This is a genomic window from Marinimicrobium sp. C2-29 (genome assembly GCF_038419845.1).
GTDB lineage: Bacteria > Pseudomonadota > Gammaproteobacteria > Pseudomonadales > Cellvibrionaceae > Marinimicrobium.
In genome coordinates, this window is sequence record NZ_JBCAQT010000010.1 from 103,985 (window position 1) to 122,027 (window position 18,043).

Here is an 18,043-nt window from a genome sequence, read left to right on the forward strand (position 1 = left end):
ATTGGTGCAACTATTTTTCTATATGATACCGTCGAGTAACCAGGTGTCATTTATTACCACCGGCAATATGGGCTCCCTGGCGGACGCAGGGCAAGGAATAGAAAAACGGTACGACCTCATCACACAGACTGACCGGAGACTCGTCACGTATGGCAGAACATGACCCCCAATCCGAGCCAGCCTCTTCCGTCGAGCACCTTGAGGGCCTGGCGGACTTCAAGAGCGCTGTCGATTCAATCTGTGCGAGAGCGCGACGCGACCTGGCCCTTTTCAGCCCGGACCTGGACGCCCCGCTGTTTGACCGCGACGAACTGGCCGATGCGCTCTCGGCTCTGGCCCGACGCCACCGCCAGACCCGGGTGCGTCTGCTCGTGCGAGACACACGACCCTTGATCGAGCGCGGCCACGGACTGGTGCGCCTGGCGCAACGACTGCCCAGCAAGATCAGCGTGCGCCGGCTGACCAACGAGATCGAAACCCGGGCTCACAGCTTTCTGCTCTGTGACCGGGACCAGCTGTTGTACCGGAATGATCCTGAGGAATACCGCGGATTCGTGGATCGCAAAGGCGCGGCGGAAGTCAGAAATCTGCGGGAAATTTTTGACAGGGCCTGGGAAAGTGCGGAGGAAGACCCCCGTCTGCGGCAATTATTCGTCTAAAATGGGCATCGTGGCCACTTTTTGGTTGCTGATCGGGATTTAATCCTTTATATATAGGCCCGGAACGATTAAAGGTTGAGTTCAGCCTTTATATAAAGCGTTTGTCCGATTACCATTCAACCGTTACCATTCAAGAAGCACACACAACCCATAAGGATTACACTATGGCTGCTCGCAAAACCACCGCAAAAAAAGCCCCCGCCAAGAAAGCACCGGCAAAGAAGACCGCCACCAAACAGCCGGCTACCAAGGTAAAGGCGATCTCCGAGCGCTACAACAAGACCCAGATTCTCAACCAGATCGCCGAGAATACCGAGCTGAGCAAGAAGCAGGTGCAGTCGGTTCTCGATGAGCTTTCCGACATCATTGAAGGACACGTGAAAAAGCGTGGCTGTGGCGAGTTCGTTCTGCCCGGACTGATGAAAATCACAACCGTCAAAAAGCCCGCCACCAAGGCGCGCAAGGGCATCAACCCCTTTACCGGCGAAGAGACCGTATTCAAGGCAAAACCCGCCAGCACGGCCATCAAGGTTCGCCCCCTGAAGAAACTCAAAGAAATGGCGCTCTGATTGCCACCAGTGCATTCACAGCCCAAGCTGTAAAAAAGCCCCGCCGAGCGGGGCTTTTTTATGGCCGGTTGTTGTGGCCGGTAGTACACCTGAGCGTCAATCGACCGTAAAGTCTTCTCCGACCAGCGCCGCTCTGAGGTGTTCCAGGCGGTCCTCCAGCTGCTCCGGAGAGTACTGACTGGCCGGTTTGGCCCCCCAGATGGGTTGTGGCCAGGCAGGGTCTGTCTCAAACCGCGCAATGTGGTGCAGGTGCAGCGGTCGCACCTGGTTCCCCAACGCCGCCACATTCATTTTGTCGGCATCAAAAACACTGGTCATGACTTCCGCCAGACGGCAGGACTCGCGCATCAACTGTTGCTGGTCGTCCTCCGACAGATGGTGAATCTCGAACACATCCTCACGCTGCGGAATCAGAATGCACCAGGGGTAATTGGCATCTTTGCTCAACCGTAACAGAGACAGGGGAAAGCGCCCGACGGGCACGGTATCCTCCGCCAGGCGCGGGTGCAGCTCAAACATGGTTCTCTCCTCGTCCTGAATTCGCGAATTTGCGGATGCCGTCCGACGTTCGAGTCTGTACCCGAACCGCCAAGCACCGTAGAATATCGACTTTCAAATCCTATTATAGCCATTAAGAAGCCCGAGTATGAGATCCAGTCGTTTTCTGATAGCCACACTGAAAGAAACTCCCTCCGATGCGGAGGTCATCAGCCATCAACTGATGCTGCGCGCCGGCATGATCCGCAAGCTGGCCTCCGGTCTGTACACCTGGATGCCCCTCGGCCTGCGGGTACTGCGCAAGGTCGAGCGCATCATCCGCGAGGAAATGGACAAATCCGGGGCGCAAGAGGTTCTGATGCCGGTGGTACAGCCCGCTGAGCTCTGGGAAGAATCCGGGCGCTGGCAGGAATACGGACCGGAACTGCTGCGCATCAACGACCGGCACCAGCGGGCTTTTTGCCTGGGTCCCACCCACGAAGAGGTGATAACCGACCTCGTCGGCGGGGAAATCAACAGCTACAAACAGCTGCCGGCCAACTTCTATCAGATTCAGACCAAATTCCGCGACGAAATCCGCCCCCGCTTTGGTGTGATGCGCGCGCGCGAATTCACCATGAAGGATGCCTACTCCTTCCACCTCACCCAGGAATCGCTGCAGGAAACCTACGGGGTGATGCACGCCACCTACTGTTCAATTTTTGATCGGATCGGCCTGAACTATCGTCCTGTGCTGGCCGATACGGGCGCCATCGGCGGAGCTTTCTCCCATGAGTTTCACGTGCTCGCCAATAGTGGTGAAGACGACATCGTGTTCAGCGACCAGAGTGACTATGCGGCCAACATCGAAAAAGCCGAAGCGCTGACGCCCACACTCGATCGTCCTCACCCGAGCGAAGCGATGACCGAAGTTGCCACACCGGGACAGGAGACCATTCTCCAGGTCGCAGAGTACCTCAAAGTGCCCGCGGAGCAGACGGTCAAGACCCTGATTGTGCTGGGCGAGCCGCCCGAAGACGGCCCCCAACCGCTGGTGGCAATGGTCGTACGCGGCGATCACGAGCTCAATGACGTCAAAGCGGAAAAACTGCCGGGCATCGCCGCCCCGCTGACCTTCGCCCCCGAAGAGCGCATCCGCGCCGAACTGGGCGCCGGAGTGGGCTCGCTCGGGCCCGTCGGGCTGGACATTCCGGTGCTGGTTGATCGCGCGGCGGCCAAACTGGCGGATTTTGTCTGTGGTGCCAACAAAGACGGCTACCACCTGACCGGCGTCAACTGGGAGCGCGATCTGCCCGAGGGCGACATCCACGACCTCCGGAACGTGGTCGCCGGCGATCCGAGTCCGGACGGTCAGGGACAGCTGGAGATCAAGCGCGGCATCGAAGTGGGGCATATTTTCCAGCTTGGCACCAAGTACAGCGAAGCCATGAACGCCAGGGTTCTGGATGAGAACGGCAAAGAACAACCCATGATCATGGGCTGCTATGGTATCGGGGTCTCCCGGGTAGTGGCGGCGGCCATCGAGCAGAATCACGATGACCAGGGCATTATCTGGCCGCTCAATATCGCCCCTTTCCAACTGGCGCTGGTACCGATTAACGCCCACAAGTCGCCCGCCGTGGCGGAAAAGTGCGAACAACTGTATCGGGAGCTGACCGACCTGGGGATCGACGTTCTCTATATGGACGAGGAAAAGGCCCGCCTGGGTGTGATGCTGGCCAATACCGATTTGATGGGTATTCCGCATCGGCTGGTGGTCGGTGACCGGGGGCTCGACAAGGGAACCATCGAGTATAAAGGGCGCCGGGACGAAAGCGCTCAGGATCTGCCCCTCGATGAACTCACCGGGTTCCTGCAAGAGCGCCTCGCGCTCTGACCCGGCGGAACCATGACGGTGTCAGCAAGCATCACCTCACGAGTCACCCGCCTTCATGTGGGCGCTCTGGTTATGGGCGTTCTGGTGCTGCTGGTCGCCCTGCCCGGCAGCGCCCGGGATGAAGCATCCGGGCCCGCCCAGCTCGCCTACATCACGCCTGAACCCGATATGGATCAGGCGCTGCGGCGCAAATTGCTGGAAAACGTGAACGCGGCCGACAGCTTTGACGACCGTTTTGATGCCGAAGCCTGGCTGCTGTTGATGTCCGGCCGACTGGAGCGGTACGTGCCCGACACCGATCAACGTCTGGCCCTGCTGCGCAAAGTCCACAGTGCGGCGCGTCAGATGGAGCTGCAGCCCGCGCTGGTGCTGGCGGTTATCGAGGTGGAAAGCCACTTCAACCACTACGCCGTCTCCCCCGTGGGGGCCCAGGGAATCATGCAGGTCATGCCGTTCTGGAAGAATGAAATCGGTCGGCCGGACGACAACCTGATTGATCTGGATACCAACCTTCGCTACGGCTGTACCATTCTCAAACACTATATCGAGCGCTCGGATGGGCGTCTGGCCGAGGCGTTGGCCCGCTACAATGGCAGCTATGGCAGTTATCGTTACGCGGCGAAAGTGATGGATGCCTGGGACCGTTGGCGTTAACCGGAGCGCTGGCGTTAATTCTGGCGTTAACCCTGGTGTTAACTAAAGGACCTCTCATCCATGGCCGAGCGAATCTGCTCGTGAGTGAACCCCCGATACTGTAAAAACCGCTGCTGTTTGGCGCGATCGCGCCGAGACTCGACCGGCTCGGAACCGAACCGCTTCTGGCGGACGTCCCGGGCCAGTTCGCACCAGGTGTCTTCGTCGAGCTGACCGAGGTAAGTGGCAATCAGACCGTCCGCCACCCCCTTCTGGCGCAACTCCTGATCAATACGCATGGGACCTTTACCCTGGCGCTGGCGCATGGTGACAAAGGCCTCGGCAAAGCGCTCATCGCTCTGAAGGTTGTCGCGGGCCAGCCCCGCCAGAGCCTCGTCCAGACGCTCCGCAACGGGCGGATCTTCACCAAAACGCCGGACGAGTTTCTCTCGCAACTCCAGAGCCGAATGCTCCCGCCGCGCCAGAAGGTTCATGGCCGCCAGGCGAAGATCGGCACGGGTGGGGGCAGCGGGGTCAGAGCCGGGGTCGGCGTCGGAGTCGGACATAGAGCCCCGATTAATTCACCGGTGGGAATTTTGACAGGATATCGGCCACGGAAGACGATAGCCGCTGGCGCTGCTCCTGCGGGGTCTGGCTTTCGTACAACCGTTGCTCGGAGACACCTCGCCATAGCGGCTTGTTGTCTTCACCACGGACCACATCGACAATCAGACTGCCCTGACGGTAGATTCTGGGGCTGGGCTGCACCACATAAGGGTACCGATAGAAGGGACCGTAGCCGTAGTAACCAAATCCGTAGCGCTGGTCGTAACTGCGCACATCCAGGCGATCTTCCACCACGATGTGGTAACGCACCACGAAATCGGGGGTCTGGGCTTCCGTCGCCGGCGCATAGCGCTCGGCCAGGTTATCCTCAATGACGCGCTGTAAATGGCTCAGGGTAAAGGGTGATATCAACAGGCTTTTGTCATCGTCCTGCCGAGTCGGCTCCACTTCAAACGTCTTCAGTTGCGAAAACTCATACCCGGTATCGTAGTCTGTCACGACCCTTGGGGAGGTGCTGCAGCCCACTAGAAACAGCAGCGCAATCGAAGCCAAAAAAACCGTTTTTTTCATACAGACCTCACCCTACACAGCTCGTCCGGCTACCGACTGGTAGCCTCTCAGTATTGGATCCCGAAAAGGAGTCAAGAATTAGACCCTGACGGGACCCGCGGGTTCCTTCCCGCGCCCCACTGTTCAAACTTCGGACTGTTCCTTCGTCTGTTCTTTTTCAGGCGCTTTCTCGTCTTCTTTTACGGGGACGTTGAGCAGCTCGTCTCTGACCCGCTTTTCCATCTCCTGGGCGATGTCGGTGTTTTCCTGCAAAAACTTCACAACATTGTTCTTGCCCTGACCGATCTTGTCGCCCTTGTAGCTGTACCAGGCGCCCGCCTTGTCGACGATGCCCAACTTCACACCGAAGTCGATCACCTCACCCAGACGGTTGATGCCCGTGCCGTACAGAATCTGGAACTCGGTCTGCTTGAACGGCGGAGCCACCTTGTTTTTCACCACTTTGACACGGGTCTCATTACCAACTACCTCGTCGCCCTCTTTGACCGAGCCGATGCGACGGATGTCCAGGCGGACCGAAGAGTAGAATTTGAGCGCATTACCGCCGGTGGTGGTTTCGGGGCTGCCGAACATGACCCCGATCTTCATCCGGATCTGGTTAATGAAAATGACCAGGCAGTTGGCGTTTTTGATGTTGCCCGAAATCTTGCGCAGTGCCTGGGACATCAGCCTGGCCTGCAGACCCATGTGCTGGTCGCCCATCTCGCCTTCGATTTCCGCACGCGGCGTCAGAGCGGCTACAGAGTCCACAACCAGAACGTCCACTGCACCGGAGCGCACCAGCATATCGCTCACTTCCAGCGCCTGCTCACCGGTGTCCGGCTGGGAGATGATCAGATCATCAACATTGACGCCCAGCTTCTCGGCGTAAATGGGGTCCAGGGCGTGCTCGGCGTCGATGAAGGCACAGGTACCGCCCTTGCGCTGGGCTTCGGCGATCACCTGCAATGTCAGTGTGGTCTTGCCCGAGGATTCCGGACCGTAGATTTCAACGACTCGTCCACGGGGAAGGCCGCCAATGCCCAGAGCGACGTCCAGACCCAGTGAGCCGGTGGAAATCGCGGGAATAGCCACCCGCTCCTTATCCCCCATGCGCATGACGGTTCCCTTGCCAAACTGCCGCTCAATCTGTCCCAGCGCTGCGCTCAGCGCCTTCTCTTTATTCGCATCCATCCGACACCTCGATCAATATTCTGAAAAATGTAACTGTCAACTGACGAACTCATCAGCTCGTGATTTTACAACTGCCCACAGGATACACCAAAAACCTGTATACGCAAACAGCTATCGATATCTATACAGTACTTTCCGCCGCCCCCTGGGACTCGGGAAACCGCTCGGTCAGCGCGAGCAATTGCTCCAGCGCCGCGACCACGGTCTGGCCGCGTACGGCGGCCCGATCCCCGTCAAAATGACAGCACCTGGCCCCGGACTCGACACCGCCGTCACCGCAGCGACTCCAACCCAGCCAGACCGTGCCCACGGGTTTCTCGGGCGAGCCGCCCCCGGGACCGGCCACCCCACTGACGGCCACCGCCAGGTCGGCTTCCGCCAACGAGAGCGCACCCCGCGCCATTTGCCGGACCACCGCCTCACTCACCGCGCCCTCGGCCTCAAGCGTTTCGGCCGAGACGCCCAGCAGACGCTGTTTGGCGCCGTTGGCATAGGTCACCAGACCGTACTCAAACCAGGCCGAACTGCCCGCCACCTCGGTGATGGCGGCGGCGATGCCACCCCCGGTGCAGGACTCCGCCGTGGCCACCCGCCAGCCACGCGCCTCCAGCGCCTGCCCCAGACGCTGGGCCAACGCCACCGCCCGGTTGCGATGGTCGTCGTCCGGGCTCGAAGGGGAAGAAAAGGTAGAGTCAAACTCGTCGGTCATGAGGCAACGGTATGCCAGGCGAAGAGCAAGTGCAAGCCCGGGATGATTTACGTAGAATAGCGCAGCTCGATCACATTCCAACCGCAACCAGACACCCGACTTTATGGCCAATACCGCCGACGTACAGAGCACCCATACCCCCATGATGCAGCAGTACCTGCGCATCAAAGCCGAGCACCCTCAGGAGCTGGTCTTCTACCGCATGGGCGACTTCTATGAGCTCTTTTACGAGGATGCCAAGCGCGCCGCCGAACTGTTGGATGTGACCCTCACCGCCCGGGGCAAATCCAACGGCGAGCCCATTCCCATGGCCGGCGTGCCCTTTCACGCCGCCGACGGCTACCTGGCCAAGCTGGTCCGGGCCGGCGTGTCGGTGGCCATCTGCGAGCAGATCGGCGACCCCAACACCACCAAGGGACCGGTGGAGCGCAAGGTGGTGCGCATTGTCACCCCCGGCACCATCAGCGACGAGGCGCTGCTCGATTCGGGCAAGGACAACCTGCTGGTGGCCCTGCACCAGAACGGCGACACCTACGGCCTGGCTTCACTGGATATTGCCAGCGGTCGCTTTCTGGTGCTGGAAGTCCAGGGGCTGGACGCCGCACTGGGTGAGCTGCAGCGTCTGCAACCGGCCGAGCTGCTGGTCAGTGACGAGATCACCACGCCCGAGCTGGTCGAGAACCGCCGCGGCCTGCGCCGGCGCGGGCCCTGGGAATTCGAGTTGGACACCGCCCGGCGCCTGCTGACCCAGCAATTCGGCACCCAGGATCTGGGCGGATTTGGCTGCGACCACCTCGACAACGCCATTGCCGCTGCCGGCTGTCTGCTCAACTACGCCCGGGAAACCCAGCGCGCCGCCCTGCCCCATGTACGCGGCCTGAGCCATGAGAATCGCGAACAGGCGGTGATCATGGACGCCGCCACCCGGCGCAACCTGGAACTGGACATCAACCTGGGCGGCAACGAAGAGAACACCCTGTTCAGTGTGCTCAACCGCTGCGCCACCGCCATGGGCTCGCGCCTGCTGCGCCGCTGGCTCAACCGTCCCCTGCGCGACCTGCCCGTACTTGAGGCGCGCCAGACCGCGGTCACCGCGCTCACCGACAATTACCGGTTTGAAATCATCCACCGCCTCCTCAAGCGCGTGGGGGACATGGAGCGCATTCTGGGTCGACTGGCCCTGCGCTCGGCTCGCCCCCGGGATCTATCCCGCCTGCAGGCCTCGCTGGCCTGCTACCCGGAGCTGCAGTCGGAACTCAGACAGATCCAGTCTCCACACCTGGCCGAATTGGCTGAACAGATGGGTGAATTCCCCCAGCGCGTCGACCTCCTGGATCGCGCTCTGGTGGAGAATCCGCCGGTGGTGATGCGCGACGGCGGCGTGATTGCCGAGGGCTACGACCAGGAGCTGGCCGAGCTGCGCGATATCAGCAGCAATGCGGGCCAGTACCTCGTGGACCTGGAGACCCGGGAGCGAGAGCGCACCGGCATCTCCACCCTGAAAGTGGGCTACAACCGCGTGCACGGCTACTACATCGAGCTGAGCCGGGCCCAGGCCGAACAGGCGCCGGCGGACTATATCCGACGCCAGACTCTCAAGAACGCCGAGCGCTATATCACGCCAGAGCTCAAAGGTTTTGAAGACAAGGCGCTCTCCGCCAAGAGCCGCGCGCTGGCACGGGAGAAAATTCTCTACGAAGAGCTGCTGGATATTCTCAACGACGACCTGATCGAACTGCAGACCTCCGCCTCCGCCGTGGCCGAGCTGGACCTGCTGACCAACCTGGCCGAACGGGCCGAGCAACTGGGCTGGGCGCGCCCCGAGCTGAAGGCCGAACCGGGCATCGAAATCGAAGCCGGTCGCCATCCGGTGGTGGAACAGGTCAGCGAGGCCCCTTTTGTCCCCAACGATCTGAGCTTCGGCGACCAGCGCCATATGCTGGTGGTCACCGGCCCCAACATGGGCGGTAAATCCACCTATATGCGCCAGGCCGCCCTGATCGTGGTCCTGGCTCACATCGGCAGCTTTGTACCCGCCGCCAGCGCCCGCATCGGCATGCTGGACCGGATTTTCACCCGCATCGGCTCCTCGGATGATCTGGCCGGGGGTCGATCGACCTTCATGGTGGAGATGACCGAGACCGCCAACATTCTGCACAATGCCACGCCCCGCAGCCTGGTATTGATGGACGAAATCGGCCGGGGCACCAGCACCTTTGACGGCCTCGCTCTGGCCTGGGCCTGCGCCCGCCATCTCGCCGAGCAGGTCAAGGCCTACACCCTGTTTGCCACCCACTACTTTGAGCTGACCCGTCTGCCGGACGAATTGCCGGGGATTGCCAACGTTCACCTCAATGCCACCGAGCATCACGACAGCATCGTCTTTCTGCACAAGGTGCAGGAGGGCCCGGCCAGCAAGAGTTACGGGCTGCAGGTCGCCAAGCTGGCGGGCATTCCGGAGGGCGTGCTGGCCCGCGCCCGAACGCAACTGCAACAGCTGGAAGGAGAGCGGGACAGGGAAGGAGAGCGGAACAAGTCAGAGCCGGCACCGGCGCAACCGGAGAGCTCACCCAAAGCTCCCACTCCCGAGACACCAATCCAGGGGGGACTGTTTGATGTCGGCCCCCACCCGGCTGTGGAAGCGCTGGGCGCACTGCAACCGGATGAAATGACACCCCGTCAGGCCCTGGAGCAGCTCTACGCCCTGCGCGAACTGATCAAGGGCTAGCAAAACCGGGGCTAGCAAAAAACAGGAATGCTGATAGAATATCGCCCCTATTCGAAACCGTGTTAGCTGGAGTCCGCGCTATGACCTTTGTTGTTGGGGAAAACTGCATTAAATGCAAGCACACAGACTGCGTGGAAGTGTGCCCCGTTGACTGCTTTTATGAAGGCCCCAATTTCCTCGTGATTCACCCGGACGAGTGCATCGACTGTGCCCTGTGTGAGCCCGAGTGCCCCGTGGATGCGATCTTCTCCGAAGACGAGCTGCCCGAAGGCCAGGAAGTGTTCCTGGAGCTGAACGAAGAGCTCGCTGAGGTGTGGCCCGTGATCACTGAAAAGAAAGACGCCCTGCCCGATGCCGACGAATGGGACGGTGTTGAGGGCAAGCTGCAGTATCTGGAGCGCTAACGCCCGAGAGCGGTGACGCCACCAAAAAAAGCCGCCCCCGTTTCCGGAGGCGGCTTTTTTTATCGCCAGAGTGAGGAGCGTGTCCTCAATACAGATAGCGCCAGGCGCTGACAAATATGGAACGCCAGGCAAATACTACACGCTGAAAAGGGCCTCGCTGTTCAGTCCCTGTTTCTCGATAATATCGCGCAAGCGCTTGAGCGCTTCCACCTGAATCTGGCGGACCCGCTCGCGGGTCAGACCGATTTCACGCCCGACTTCTTCCAGGGTGCACACCTCGTGACCCCGCAAGCCAAACCGGCGCGCCAGCACTTCGCTCTGCTTCTCGCTCAAGTCATCCAGCCAATGATCGAGACTGGCGTTCAGGTCACCGTCCTGCATGAGAAAGGCCGGATCCGAATTCTGGATGTCGGGGATGGTATCCACCACCGCGCGATCTGAGGAGTTGCCAATGGGACTGTCGACCGAAGTCACCCGCTCGTTCAGGCCCAGCATCCGCTCGACATCCGCCACCGGCTTTTGCAGCATAGTGGCAATCTCATCGGACGTGGGCTCGTGGTCCAGCTTCTGGGTCAGCTCACGCGCCGCGCGCAGATAGATATTCAGCTCTTTCACCACATGGATCGGCAGCCGGATGGTGCGGGTCTGGTTCATGATGGCCCGCTCAATGGTCTGCCGGATCCACCAGGTTGCGTAGGTCGAAAAGCGGAAGCCGCGCTCCGGATCGAACTTCTCCACCGCGCGAATCAGCCCCAGGTTGCCCTCTTCGATCAGATCGAGCAGCGCCAGGCCACGATTCACATAGCGCCGGGAGATCTTGACCACCAGGCGCAGATTGCTCTCGATCATACGCTTGCGAGCGGCGGCATCGCCGCGCAACGCCTTGCGGGAGAAGTACACTTCCTCCTCCGCGCTGAGCAGTGGCGAAAAACCGATTTCGTTCAGGTAAAGCTGAGTCGCATCGAGACTCTTCGTGAAAGGTTCGTCGAGATTCTGGGTCTTTTCGGGTTTTCGGGATTTGGCGGCTGTCGCCGTGTTGGTAGGTGTGTCGTCTTCGGCCAAGACGATTGTGTCGTCGTTAAAGTCAATCTCGTGAACAGCGGCCGCAGCCTCACGTTCCAGGTTGCTGTCCCTTATATCCATAGTCATAAATCACCCCTTGCTCTCTAATCGGCCGGAGCGCCACCCCTATGGCACCGTCGACCTTACCCAAGTTATCTTTCTTTGCGCAATCAGCGTTTGGGCAAATACCCTATCGGGTCAACAGGTTTTCCATCGCGCCGAATCTCAAAGTGAAGCTTTGCTTTATCGGTGCCACTTGAACCCATCTCGGCAATTGTCTGTCCGACTTTAACCACATCCCCTTCTGAAACCTTCAGACGGTGGTTGTGGGCATAGGCGCTCAAGTAAGTCTCGTTATGCTTGATGATCACCAAATTGCCATACCCACGCAAGCCACTTCCGGCATAGACGACATGTCCGGCTGCGGCCGCCTCTACAGAGTCCCCCAATTTGCCGGCGATATCAATACCCTGATTCAAACCGGTACTGGCACCAAAGGCACTCAGGACCCGGCCCCGTACCGGCCATTGCCAGTCGGGTGGCCCCCCGACGAGGCTGGGAGGCGAGGACTCACGCTTCGAAGGTGTTGTATTTTTAGAACGCCTTGGGGCCTTCTGATTCTCAGCAGAAGACGCGGTCGTCTCTTGTGTACGGCTCTGGGGCTTTTTCCGGGGTGTGCTTTCGGTCTTGCTCGCGCTTTTACTCGCGCTCATATTGCCGACATCAACCTGTAACACCTGGCCCGGGTAGATGGTAAACGGTGGCTCGATGTCGTTGTACCGGGCGAGTTTTCGATGATCGACGTCGTAGCGCCAGGCAATGGAATAGAGGGTTTCCCCCGGACTCACGTGATGTTGATTCAGCTTGCGACTGGGGGGTTGGTCTCGGTCCTGCACCTGGGCGGGCTGGGAGGAGCAGGCACACAAAGCACACAGAGCGATCAATATATAAATCACTTGTCGGCCGGGGGTGAGTCGGTGAGAGGGGCTCGCCCACATAAACTTGCTCACGAATTCAGTGACCAGAATCACTCTTGTTTATTTACTTTGGCAATTACCGCCGGAAACTTATTAGAAAAAGCTCTAAAATGTGACGCATATCACCCAAATCAGGTGATATGGCTGGCACCAAAACAGGCATTGGCCTTTTTTAAAGACCCGCGTCTGTCGCCCGGCTTGTATTCAGCTTATCGCGACTGGCCCAATATTCCAATCCCAACACCAACGACAGCCCCAGCAGCATCAGCAGGATCACCCAGAGTGTTTGCGGATCCGAGCCCGTCGCCTCGGCATAGGCAAAAGGCAGCAGATTCTCCTGTACCAGAGGTACCGCCTCTCCGTGGCGATTGATGAAGGTTTCCAGGGTGTGTTTCCAGGGCCAGACAATATTGAGCGACCCCACCAGAAAGCCGGTCAGCACCGCGAGGGTCACCGAATGGAAGTGGTGCAGGAGCCAACTCAACAAGTGTGAAAACAGCAACAGTCCAAGTACACAACCCGAGAAAAAACTCATAAGGATCAGAACGTTAAGGTCAGAGACTGCCTGTAGAACCACCGGATACATGCCCATCAGCAGGAGCAGGAAACTGCCGGACACGCCCGGCAGAATCATGGCGCAGATGGCAATACTGCCGGCGATAAAGACCATCCACCAGACCGCCGGCAGCTGTACCGGCTTACCCACCGATATGGCCAGAGCCACCAGCGTACCGATGATCAGGGCGATCCAGATCGCGGGGGAGCGCAGTGGCAATTGCCGACCGATGTAAATAATAGACGCGATGATCAAACCGAAGAAAAAGCCCCAGACCAGTACCGGGTGGTATTCGAGGGCATAGCTGACGACATTGGCCAGCGAGAAGACACTGAACAACACCCCGCCAAAGACGGTCAGGAGGAAGGTGCCATTGACGTGCCGCCAGAAGGCGCCGAACCCCTCCCGATACCAGATGCCGAGGGCGCCGGGCGTGAAGCGCTTGAGTGAATCGAGCAGTTCTTCGTAGATGCCGGAAATGAAGGCGATGGTGCCGCCGGAGACGCCCGGCACCACGTCGGCGGCGCCCATGGCCATGCCCTTCAACCAGAGGAGGAGAGTCTGTCGCAACGGTGAGTCCTTATCCTGTTTAGCGGCTGGTACCTGACATCAAAGGCACGAATCTGACCGGCTCCAACACCTGGGTCACGAATTTGTCACTGTCGCCGTCGCGCACAATGAGGTTCAGGTCCTGCTGCTGATCCCCTACGGGAATCACCAGCACCCCGTTGGGCGCCAACTGATCGAGCAGTACCTGGGGGACGAACCGGGGGGCCGCGGTACTGAGAATACCGTCAAAGGGGCCGTACTCCGGCCAGCCAAAGCCGCCATCGGCATACTTCAGGTGCACGTTGCGCGCGCCCAGCTTGCGCAGGCGCTCCCGCGCCTTGTCCTGTAACGGCTTGATGCGCTCCACACTGTAAACCTCATCCACCAGTTGCGCCAGGATGCTGGTCTGGTAACCGGACCCGGTGCCCACTTCCAGGACTTTGTGCAGCCGGCCGCCGGCCGCGCCGAGCAGGATCTCGGTCATCCGGGCGACGATATAGGGCTGTGAGAGCGTCTGACCATAGCCGATCGGCAGCGCCGTGTCCTCGTAGGCGCGGTGAGACAGGGCTTCATCGAGAAACCAGTGGCGCGGTGTGTTGCGAATGGCATCGAGCACGTGCAGATTGCTCACACCCTTGTCGGCCAGGCGTTGCACCAGACGCTCTCGAGTGCGCTGGGAGGTCATCCCCACCCCTTCCAAAGTCAGACTTGTCACTTCTCTTCCCCAGTGTTAAAGCCATCAGATATAGCCATTACTATACCATATCGACCGGGCTCTCTTCCTCTGCAGGAGCGGCTATTGAGCGATTGTTTCGGCGTCACTCGTCGATAACCCGGACAACTCCCGCAAAACCGCCGTGGCGAAAGTGCCGGGCGGCAGGCTGAAACGCAGCCAGAGGTCCTGCCCCTCCCACTCCCAGGCCAGCCCTTCCGGGCGAAGCCGCAGCGCTCGCCGCTCCTGATTGAGCCCCACATGCTCTAGCCCGGCACACCATTGCTGCCAGGGCGCCAGGACCGTAGCCTCCCGCTCCAGCGCTTCGCCGGACACCAGAGGACGACCCCGTCCCCAGAGCGGACCACTGGCCTCCTCGAGCGGCTCCCCCGGCAGTGGCTCCTGCCAGTCACCCCGGACCACACGCTCGGCGAGCACCTGATTGAACAGCCAGGAGCGGGCGGCAGACATGGCCATGGCCCGTTGCTGGCGGTCGCGAATGCGTTGGTTGTCCACCAGCCAGGCCTGGGCCCGGGTGAGATTGCCCGCTTCCCGGCCAAAACGCTGCTCGCCAAAATAATTCGGTAACCCGTAAGTGGAGAGGGTTTGCAGGCGGGTCTCCAGTGTGGCCAGGCCGTCGGCCTCCAGCGGCGTCACCGAGCGCAGGCGGATGGCAAAGTGATTGGCCCGGTGCTGCCCCCGGCGCAGTTTGCGGTTGTGGCGGGTGACCTTGAGCAGCGTCAGGCTCTCGCTATCGAGTGCCGACCAATCCGGTTCCGGACCTTTCGGTCGATAGAGGCTGAACCACTGGGAGGTCACCGCACGCCGATCCTTCATGCCGCAATAGCCCACATCCCGGATTGAAATACCCGCCAGCCGGCCCAACTGCCCGGCCACCCAGGCGGTATTGTCACCGCGTTTGCGCACCTGCACCAGCCAGTGCTCCCCCTCTCCATCCGGGGTAAACCCCAGATCCTCATCGACCTGAAAATCTTCAGGTTCGGTGCGAAATCCGGCACTCACCGGGGGCGGCCCCCAGGCGCGGGGGAAATTCAGATCGAAATCGGACACAGAGTCTCCAGCAGGTTGGGAATTCGGGGTAAAGTGTTCATGAGCAGGGGTTGAATGCGCCGTGATCAAAGCGCGGCTCTCAGCCCAGATGGCTGAGAAAACGATCTTCCAGCCACCAGCGATTCGGACCGCCCCAGAAGCCGACATGGCCCCCGGTTCGGGGCGCCTCAAAATGCAGATGGTCGCTACTGGCCGCCTGAGCCCGGGGATAGCAACTGGCATTGAAAAACGGATCATTGCCTGCGGTCACCAGCAGGGTCGGGACCCGGATACCGTCGAGAAAATACCGGCCGCTGCAGCGGGCATAGTAATCCGCCGCGTCGCGAAAACCATTGAGTGGTGCTGTGTAGTGCTCATCGAGCTGCCACAGGGTGGAGAGCGAAGCGAGTTTATCCAGGTCGTAATGGTCCGGAAACTGCGTCGCCTTGGCTTTCAAACGCCGCTTCATCGAGCGGACAAAATGCTTGTGATAGAGCCAGTTGACCGGGCGCTCCAGCTCGCGCACGCAGGCGAGCAGATCGATGGGTACCGAGGCTGTGGCGGCGGCTTCGACGCCCCGCTCCCGCGCCTGTTCGCCCTGCTCGCCCAGCCACTTCAGGGTCACATTGCCACCCAGCGAAAAGCCTCCCAGACGCAGGCGGCGCGAGCAATGGGTTCCGGCCCAGCGAATCACCTGGTCCAGATCATCGCTGCATCCAGAGTGATAAATTGCCGGTGTCCGGTTCAGCGTCGGTCCGCAGCTGCGCAGATTCCAGGCGAGCACCGACCAGCCCTGTGCCAGACCAACCCGGGCCATCCCCAGGATATAGCCACTGCGCGCACTGCCTTCCAGGCCGTGAGAGAGAATCAACACGGGAGCCTCCGGATCCCGCGCCCGGTAGAGCTCGGCATGCAGCGAATCGCCATCGGGCAACTCGATCTCCACCGGCTCGCCGGTCAGTTGCGGCCGGCGCAGGTAGCGCGGCACCAGCGTCTGCAGGTGCCCACCAGGCAACCAGAAGGGGGCGCGGTAATCGGACACTTCTAACGGCAAAAGGCCAGTCTCCTTGAGTCAGCTCTCATAATTACTTGCCCCCGGGACAGGGCCCTCACGCTCGCGCCGGGGACAACAGCACCACCGCCTGAGCGGCAATGCCCTCCTCCCGCCCGGTAAAGCCGAGCCGCTCGCTCGTGGTCGCTTTGACATTCACCTGGTTGAACTCACACTCCAGGTCGTCGGCGATGCGTTCGCGCATGGGGGTAATGTAGGGCGCCATTTTTGGCGCCTGGGCGATCACCGTCATGTCCGCGTTACTCAGCTGCCAGCCCAGATTCTTGACCCGGGCGTACACCATGCGCAGGAGCGCCCGACTGTCGGCGTTGTGAAACTGGGGATCGGTATCGGGAAAGTGTCGGCCAATGTCCCCCTCCCCGACCGCGCCCAGGAGCGCATCGCACAGCGCATGCAGCAGCACATCGCCATCGGAGTGAGCCACCAGCCCCCGAGTGTGGGGAATCACCACACCGCCAATCACGATTTTGTCGCCCGCCCCGAAGGCGTGCACATCAAAGCCCTGCCCGATCCGCATCAAGAATGCTCCTGTCGCTGTATAATCATTTCGGCCAGGGGGAGATCTTCCGGCCGCGTGACCTTCATATTGTCGGTTCGGCCTTCCACCACCAGCGGTCGATAACCGGCAAGCTCCAGTGCCGAGGCTTCATCGGTGATGGTTTCCCCCTGACCCAGAGCGCGCGCCAGACACTGATGCAGCAACTGATAGCGGAACAGTTGCGGCGTCTGCGCCTGCCACAGGCCCTGCCGGTCGCGGGTGGCCAGAATTTCCCCCGAGCCATCGACCTGTTTGAGCGTGTCACCCACCGGGACGGCCAGAATGCCGCCCACCGAATGTTGGCGGGTGTGCCGACACAGGCTGGTTATCATGCCGAGGGTGATACAGGGACGGGCCGCATCGTGCACCAGAATCCAGTCATCGGCTCTGGCCTGCAGGGTGAGGTAGTTGAGGGCGTTGAGCACCGATCGACTGCGCTCGCTGCCGCCATCGACCACGGCAATACGCGGGTTTTTACTCAGCGGCAACCGCTCCCAGTGCGAATCCTCGGGACTGATGGCCAGCACCAGACCGGCGAGATCGGGCAACTGCAACAACCGCTCGAGCGTGTGTTCCAACAGTGTTTTACCGTTCAGGGGCAGGTACTGCTTGGGCAGATCCGCCCGCATACGGGTGCCAATACCGGCCGCCGGGACCACCACCCAGTAACGACCACCCGCTACCGGGCGTGATTGTGGTTTTGCCATGGCGCTTGATTATCTCCTTCGCTGTGGTTCGACCACCATAAAGAAGGTCTCGCCTTCCTCGATCATGCCCAGGTCTTCCCGCGCTCGTTCTTCAATACTGTCCAGACCGTCCTTGAGGGCATTGACCTCGACCGCCAAAACCCGATTGCGCTCCTGCAACTGGTCATTGCGCTGTTGCTGCTCGGAAATCTCCCGCTCCAGACGCGCCACATCCGCCCAGCTGCCCTCGGCAATCCAGAGACGATATTGGAGCGCAGTGAACAGGACCAGCAGTGCGATCAATAACCATTTCATGGCGTCGCGGCTCTTTTTGACAGAATTGGCGGACAGTGTGCGCAGAGTTTACACCAAACCGGGGCCCGTGTTCAGCCTTCCACCAGGCATAAAAAAAGGCGCATCTCCCGGGAGATGCGCCCTCTTCTGGATTCAGAATC

At 60.4% G+C, this 18,043-nt stretch carries 20 protein-coding genes; 6 read left to right on the forward strand and 14 right to left on the reverse strand.

All coding sequences use genetic code 11. The features are described from left to right. The first annotated feature begins 149 nt into the window (after positions 1-149). Together AAE484_RS11265 and AAE484_RS11270 are read left to right on the forward strand one after the other, a co-directional pair. Positions 150-659, forward strand: coding sequence for a DUF7931 domain-containing protein (locus AAE484_RS11265; protein WP_341938490.1), 510 nt, complete (start codon positions 150-152; stop codon positions 657-659). A gap of 164 nt (positions 660-823) precedes the next feature. Then, complete coding sequence (locus AAE484_RS11270) at positions 824-1,228, forward strand: HU family DNA-binding protein (protein ID WP_341938491.1); 405 nt, start codon at positions 824-826, stop codon at positions 1,226-1,228. A 96-nt stretch (positions 1,229-1,324) separates the two neighbouring features. Here AAE484_RS11270 and AAE484_RS11275 read toward each other — a convergent pair whose 3' ends face one another. Beyond that, a complete protein-coding gene (locus AAE484_RS11275; protein ID WP_341938492.1) occupies positions 1,325-1,747 on the reverse strand; it encodes an HIT family protein in 423 nt (140 codons plus the stop codon). 127 nt (positions 1,748-1,874) lie between these two features. Between AAE484_RS11275 and AAE484_RS11280 the strand changes: the two genes are divergently transcribed. Continuing rightward, the gene (locus tag AAE484_RS11280; RefSeq protein WP_341938493.1) at positions 1,875-3,602 is read left to right on the forward strand and encodes a proline--tRNA ligase; all 1,728 of its coding nucleotides are present in this window, start codon (positions 1,875-1,877) and stop codon (positions 3,600-3,602) included. A gap of 12 nt (positions 3,603-3,614) precedes the next feature. Beyond that, positions 3,615-4,256: a lytic transglycosylase domain-containing protein gene (locus tag AAE484_RS11285; RefSeq protein WP_341938494.1), complete on the forward strand. Its 642-nt coding sequence runs from the start codon at positions 3,615-3,617 to the stop codon at positions 4,254-4,256. Between the two features lie 38 nt (positions 4,257-4,294). On the opposite strand, the gene AAE484_RS11290 is transcribed toward AAE484_RS11285, so the two are convergent. From AAE484_RS11290 to AAE484_RS11305, 4 genes are all read right to left on the reverse strand, one after another. Further along, positions 4,295-4,801, reverse strand: coding sequence for a regulatory protein RecX (locus AAE484_RS11290; protein WP_341938495.1), 507 nt, complete (start codon positions 4,799-4,801; stop codon positions 4,295-4,297). Positions 4,802-4,811: 10 nt separating this feature from the next. Next, complete coding sequence (locus AAE484_RS11295) at positions 4,812-5,372, reverse strand: DUF4136 domain-containing protein (RefSeq protein ID WP_341938496.1); 561 nt, start codon at positions 5,370-5,372, stop codon at positions 4,812-4,814. Between the two features lie 123 nt (positions 5,373-5,495). Beyond that, positions 5,496-6,545 (reverse strand): recombinase RecA, encoded by a 1,050-nt coding sequence (recA, locus tag AAE484_RS11300; RefSeq protein ID WP_341938498.1) that lies wholly within the window; start codon positions 6,543-6,545, stop codon positions 5,496-5,498. A 121-nt stretch (positions 6,546-6,666) separates the two neighbouring features. After that, positions 6,667-7,254 (reverse strand): CinA family protein, encoded by a 588-nt coding sequence (locus AAE484_RS11305; RefSeq protein WP_341938499.1) that lies wholly within the window; start codon positions 7,252-7,254, stop codon positions 6,667-6,669. 103 nt (positions 7,255-7,357) lie between these two features. On the opposite strand from AAE484_RS11305, the gene mutS reads away from it, so the two are divergent. Continuing rightward, entirely contained in the window at positions 7,358-9,982 is a 2,625-nt protein-coding gene (mutS, locus tag AAE484_RS11310) for a DNA mismatch repair protein MutS (protein WP_341938500.1), read from the forward strand. An 80-nt stretch (positions 9,983-10,062) separates the two neighbouring features. Next, positions 10,063-10,386 (forward strand): ferredoxin FdxA, encoded by a 324-nt coding sequence (gene fdxA / locus AAE484_RS11315; protein ID WP_341938501.1) that lies wholly within the window; start codon positions 10,063-10,065, stop codon positions 10,384-10,386. A 135-nt stretch (positions 10,387-10,521) separates the two neighbouring features. Here the strand turns inward: fdxA and rpoS are convergent, their stop codons facing one another. From rpoS to ftsB, 9 genes are all read right to left on the reverse strand, one after another. Beyond that, positions 10,522-11,535 carry an RNA polymerase sigma factor RpoS gene (rpoS, locus tag AAE484_RS11320; protein WP_341938502.1) on the reverse strand — a complete coding sequence of 338 codons (1,014 nt, stop codon included), beginning with the start codon at positions 11,533-11,535 and terminating at the stop codon, positions 10,522-10,524. 83 nt (positions 11,536-11,618) lie between these two features. After that, a complete protein-coding gene (locus AAE484_RS11325; RefSeq protein ID WP_341938503.1) occupies positions 11,619-12,296 on the reverse strand; it encodes a peptidoglycan DD-metalloendopeptidase family protein in 678 nt (225 codons plus the stop codon). Positions 12,297-12,597: 301 nt separating this feature from the next. Next, positions 12,598-13,551, reverse strand: coding sequence for a DUF368 domain-containing protein (locus AAE484_RS11330; protein WP_341938504.1), 954 nt, complete (start codon positions 13,549-13,551; stop codon positions 12,598-12,600). A 19-nt stretch (positions 13,552-13,570) separates the two neighbouring features. Then, positions 13,571-14,215, reverse strand: a complete 645-nt coding sequence (locus AAE484_RS11335; RefSeq protein ID WP_341938556.1) for a protein-L-isoaspartate(D-aspartate) O-methyltransferase — start codon at positions 14,213-14,215, stop codon at positions 13,571-13,573. A gap of 111 nt (positions 14,216-14,326) precedes the next feature. After that, on the reverse strand, positions 14,327-15,313 hold the full coding sequence (truD, locus tag AAE484_RS11340) for a tRNA pseudouridine(13) synthase TruD (protein WP_341938505.1): 987 nt from the start codon (positions 15,311-15,313) through the stop codon (positions 14,327-14,329). 79 nt (positions 15,314-15,392) lie between these two features. Beyond that, positions 15,393-16,346, reverse strand: a complete 954-nt coding sequence (locus tag AAE484_RS11345; protein WP_341938506.1) for a YheT family hydrolase — start codon at positions 16,344-16,346, stop codon at positions 15,393-15,395. 55 nt (positions 16,347-16,401) lie between these two features. Further along, entirely contained in the window at positions 16,402-16,881 is a 480-nt protein-coding gene (gene ispF, locus AAE484_RS11350) for a 2-C-methyl-D-erythritol 2,4-cyclodiphosphate synthase (RefSeq protein WP_341938507.1), read from the reverse strand. After that, positions 16,881-17,609: a 2-C-methyl-D-erythritol 4-phosphate cytidylyltransferase gene (ispD, locus tag AAE484_RS11355; RefSeq protein WP_341938508.1), complete on the reverse strand. Its 729-nt coding sequence runs from the start codon at positions 17,607-17,609 to the stop codon at positions 16,881-16,883. The genes ispF and ispD overlap by 1 nt, the downstream gene beginning before the upstream one ends. A 9-nt stretch (positions 17,610-17,618) precedes the next feature. After that, entirely contained in the window at positions 17,619-17,903 is a 285-nt protein-coding gene (gene ftsB, locus AAE484_RS11360; protein WP_341938509.1) for a cell division protein FtsB, read from the reverse strand. Positions 17,904-18,043 lie beyond the last annotated feature (140 nt).

Excerpts from the sequence above, each read along its gene's own strand:
- AAE484_RS11270 (WP_341938491.1), top strand. The coding sequence starts at position 824 with ATGGCTGCTCGCAAAACCACCGCAAAAAAAGCCCCCGCCAAGAAAGCA.
- AAE484_RS11265 (WP_341938490.1), top strand. The coding sequence starts at position 150 with ATGGCAGAACATGACCCCCAATCCGAGCCAGCCTCTTCCGTCGAGCAC.
- AAE484_RS11335 (WP_341938556.1), bottom strand. The coding sequence starts at position 14,215 with ATGACCTCCCAGCGCACTCGAGAGCGTCTGGTGCAACGCCTGGCCGAC.
- ispD (WP_341938508.1), bottom strand. The coding sequence starts at position 17,609 with ATGGCAAAACCACAATCACGCCCGGTAGCGGGTGGTCGTTACTGGGTG.
- recA (WP_341938498.1), bottom strand. The coding sequence starts at position 6,545 with ATGGATGCGAATAAAGAGAAGGCGCTGAGCGCAGCGCTGGGACAGATT.
- AAE484_RS11305 (WP_341938499.1), bottom strand. The coding sequence starts at position 7,254 with ATGACCGACGAGTTTGACTCTACCTTTTCTTCCCCTTCGAGCCCGGAC.
- ispF (WP_341938507.1), bottom strand. The coding sequence starts at position 16,881 with ATGCGGATCGGGCAGGGCTTTGATGTGCACGCCTTCGGGGCGGGCGAC.
- AAE484_RS11290 (WP_341938495.1), bottom strand. The coding sequence starts at position 4,801 with ATGTCCGACTCCGACGCCGACCCCGGCTCTGACCCCGCTGCCCCCACC.
- AAE484_RS11295 (WP_341938496.1), bottom strand. The coding sequence starts at position 5,372 with ATGAAAAAAACGGTTTTTTTGGCTTCGATTGCGCTGCTGTTTCTAGTG.
- rpoS (WP_341938502.1), bottom strand. The coding sequence starts at position 11,535 with ATGACTATGGATATAAGGGACAGCAACCTGGAACGTGAGGCTGCGGCC.
- mutS (WP_341938500.1), top strand. The coding sequence starts at position 7,358 with ATGGCCAATACCGCCGACGTACAGAGCACCCATACCCCCATGATGCAG.
- AAE484_RS11285 (WP_341938494.1), top strand. The coding sequence starts at position 3,615 with ATGACGGTGTCAGCAAGCATCACCTCACGAGTCACCCGCCTTCATGTG.
- fdxA (WP_341938501.1), top strand. The coding sequence starts at position 10,063 with ATGACCTTTGTTGTTGGGGAAAACTGCATTAAATGCAAGCACACAGAC.
- ftsB (WP_341938509.1), bottom strand. The coding sequence starts at position 17,903 with ATGAAATGGTTATTGATCGCACTGCTGGTCCTGTTCACTGCGCTCCAA.
- AAE484_RS11280 (WP_341938493.1), top strand. The coding sequence starts at position 1,875 with ATGAGATCCAGTCGTTTTCTGATAGCCACACTGAAAGAAACTCCCTCC.
- AAE484_RS11275 (WP_341938492.1), bottom strand. The coding sequence starts at position 1,747 with ATGTTTGAGCTGCACCCGCGCCTGGCGGAGGATACCGTGCCCGTCGGG.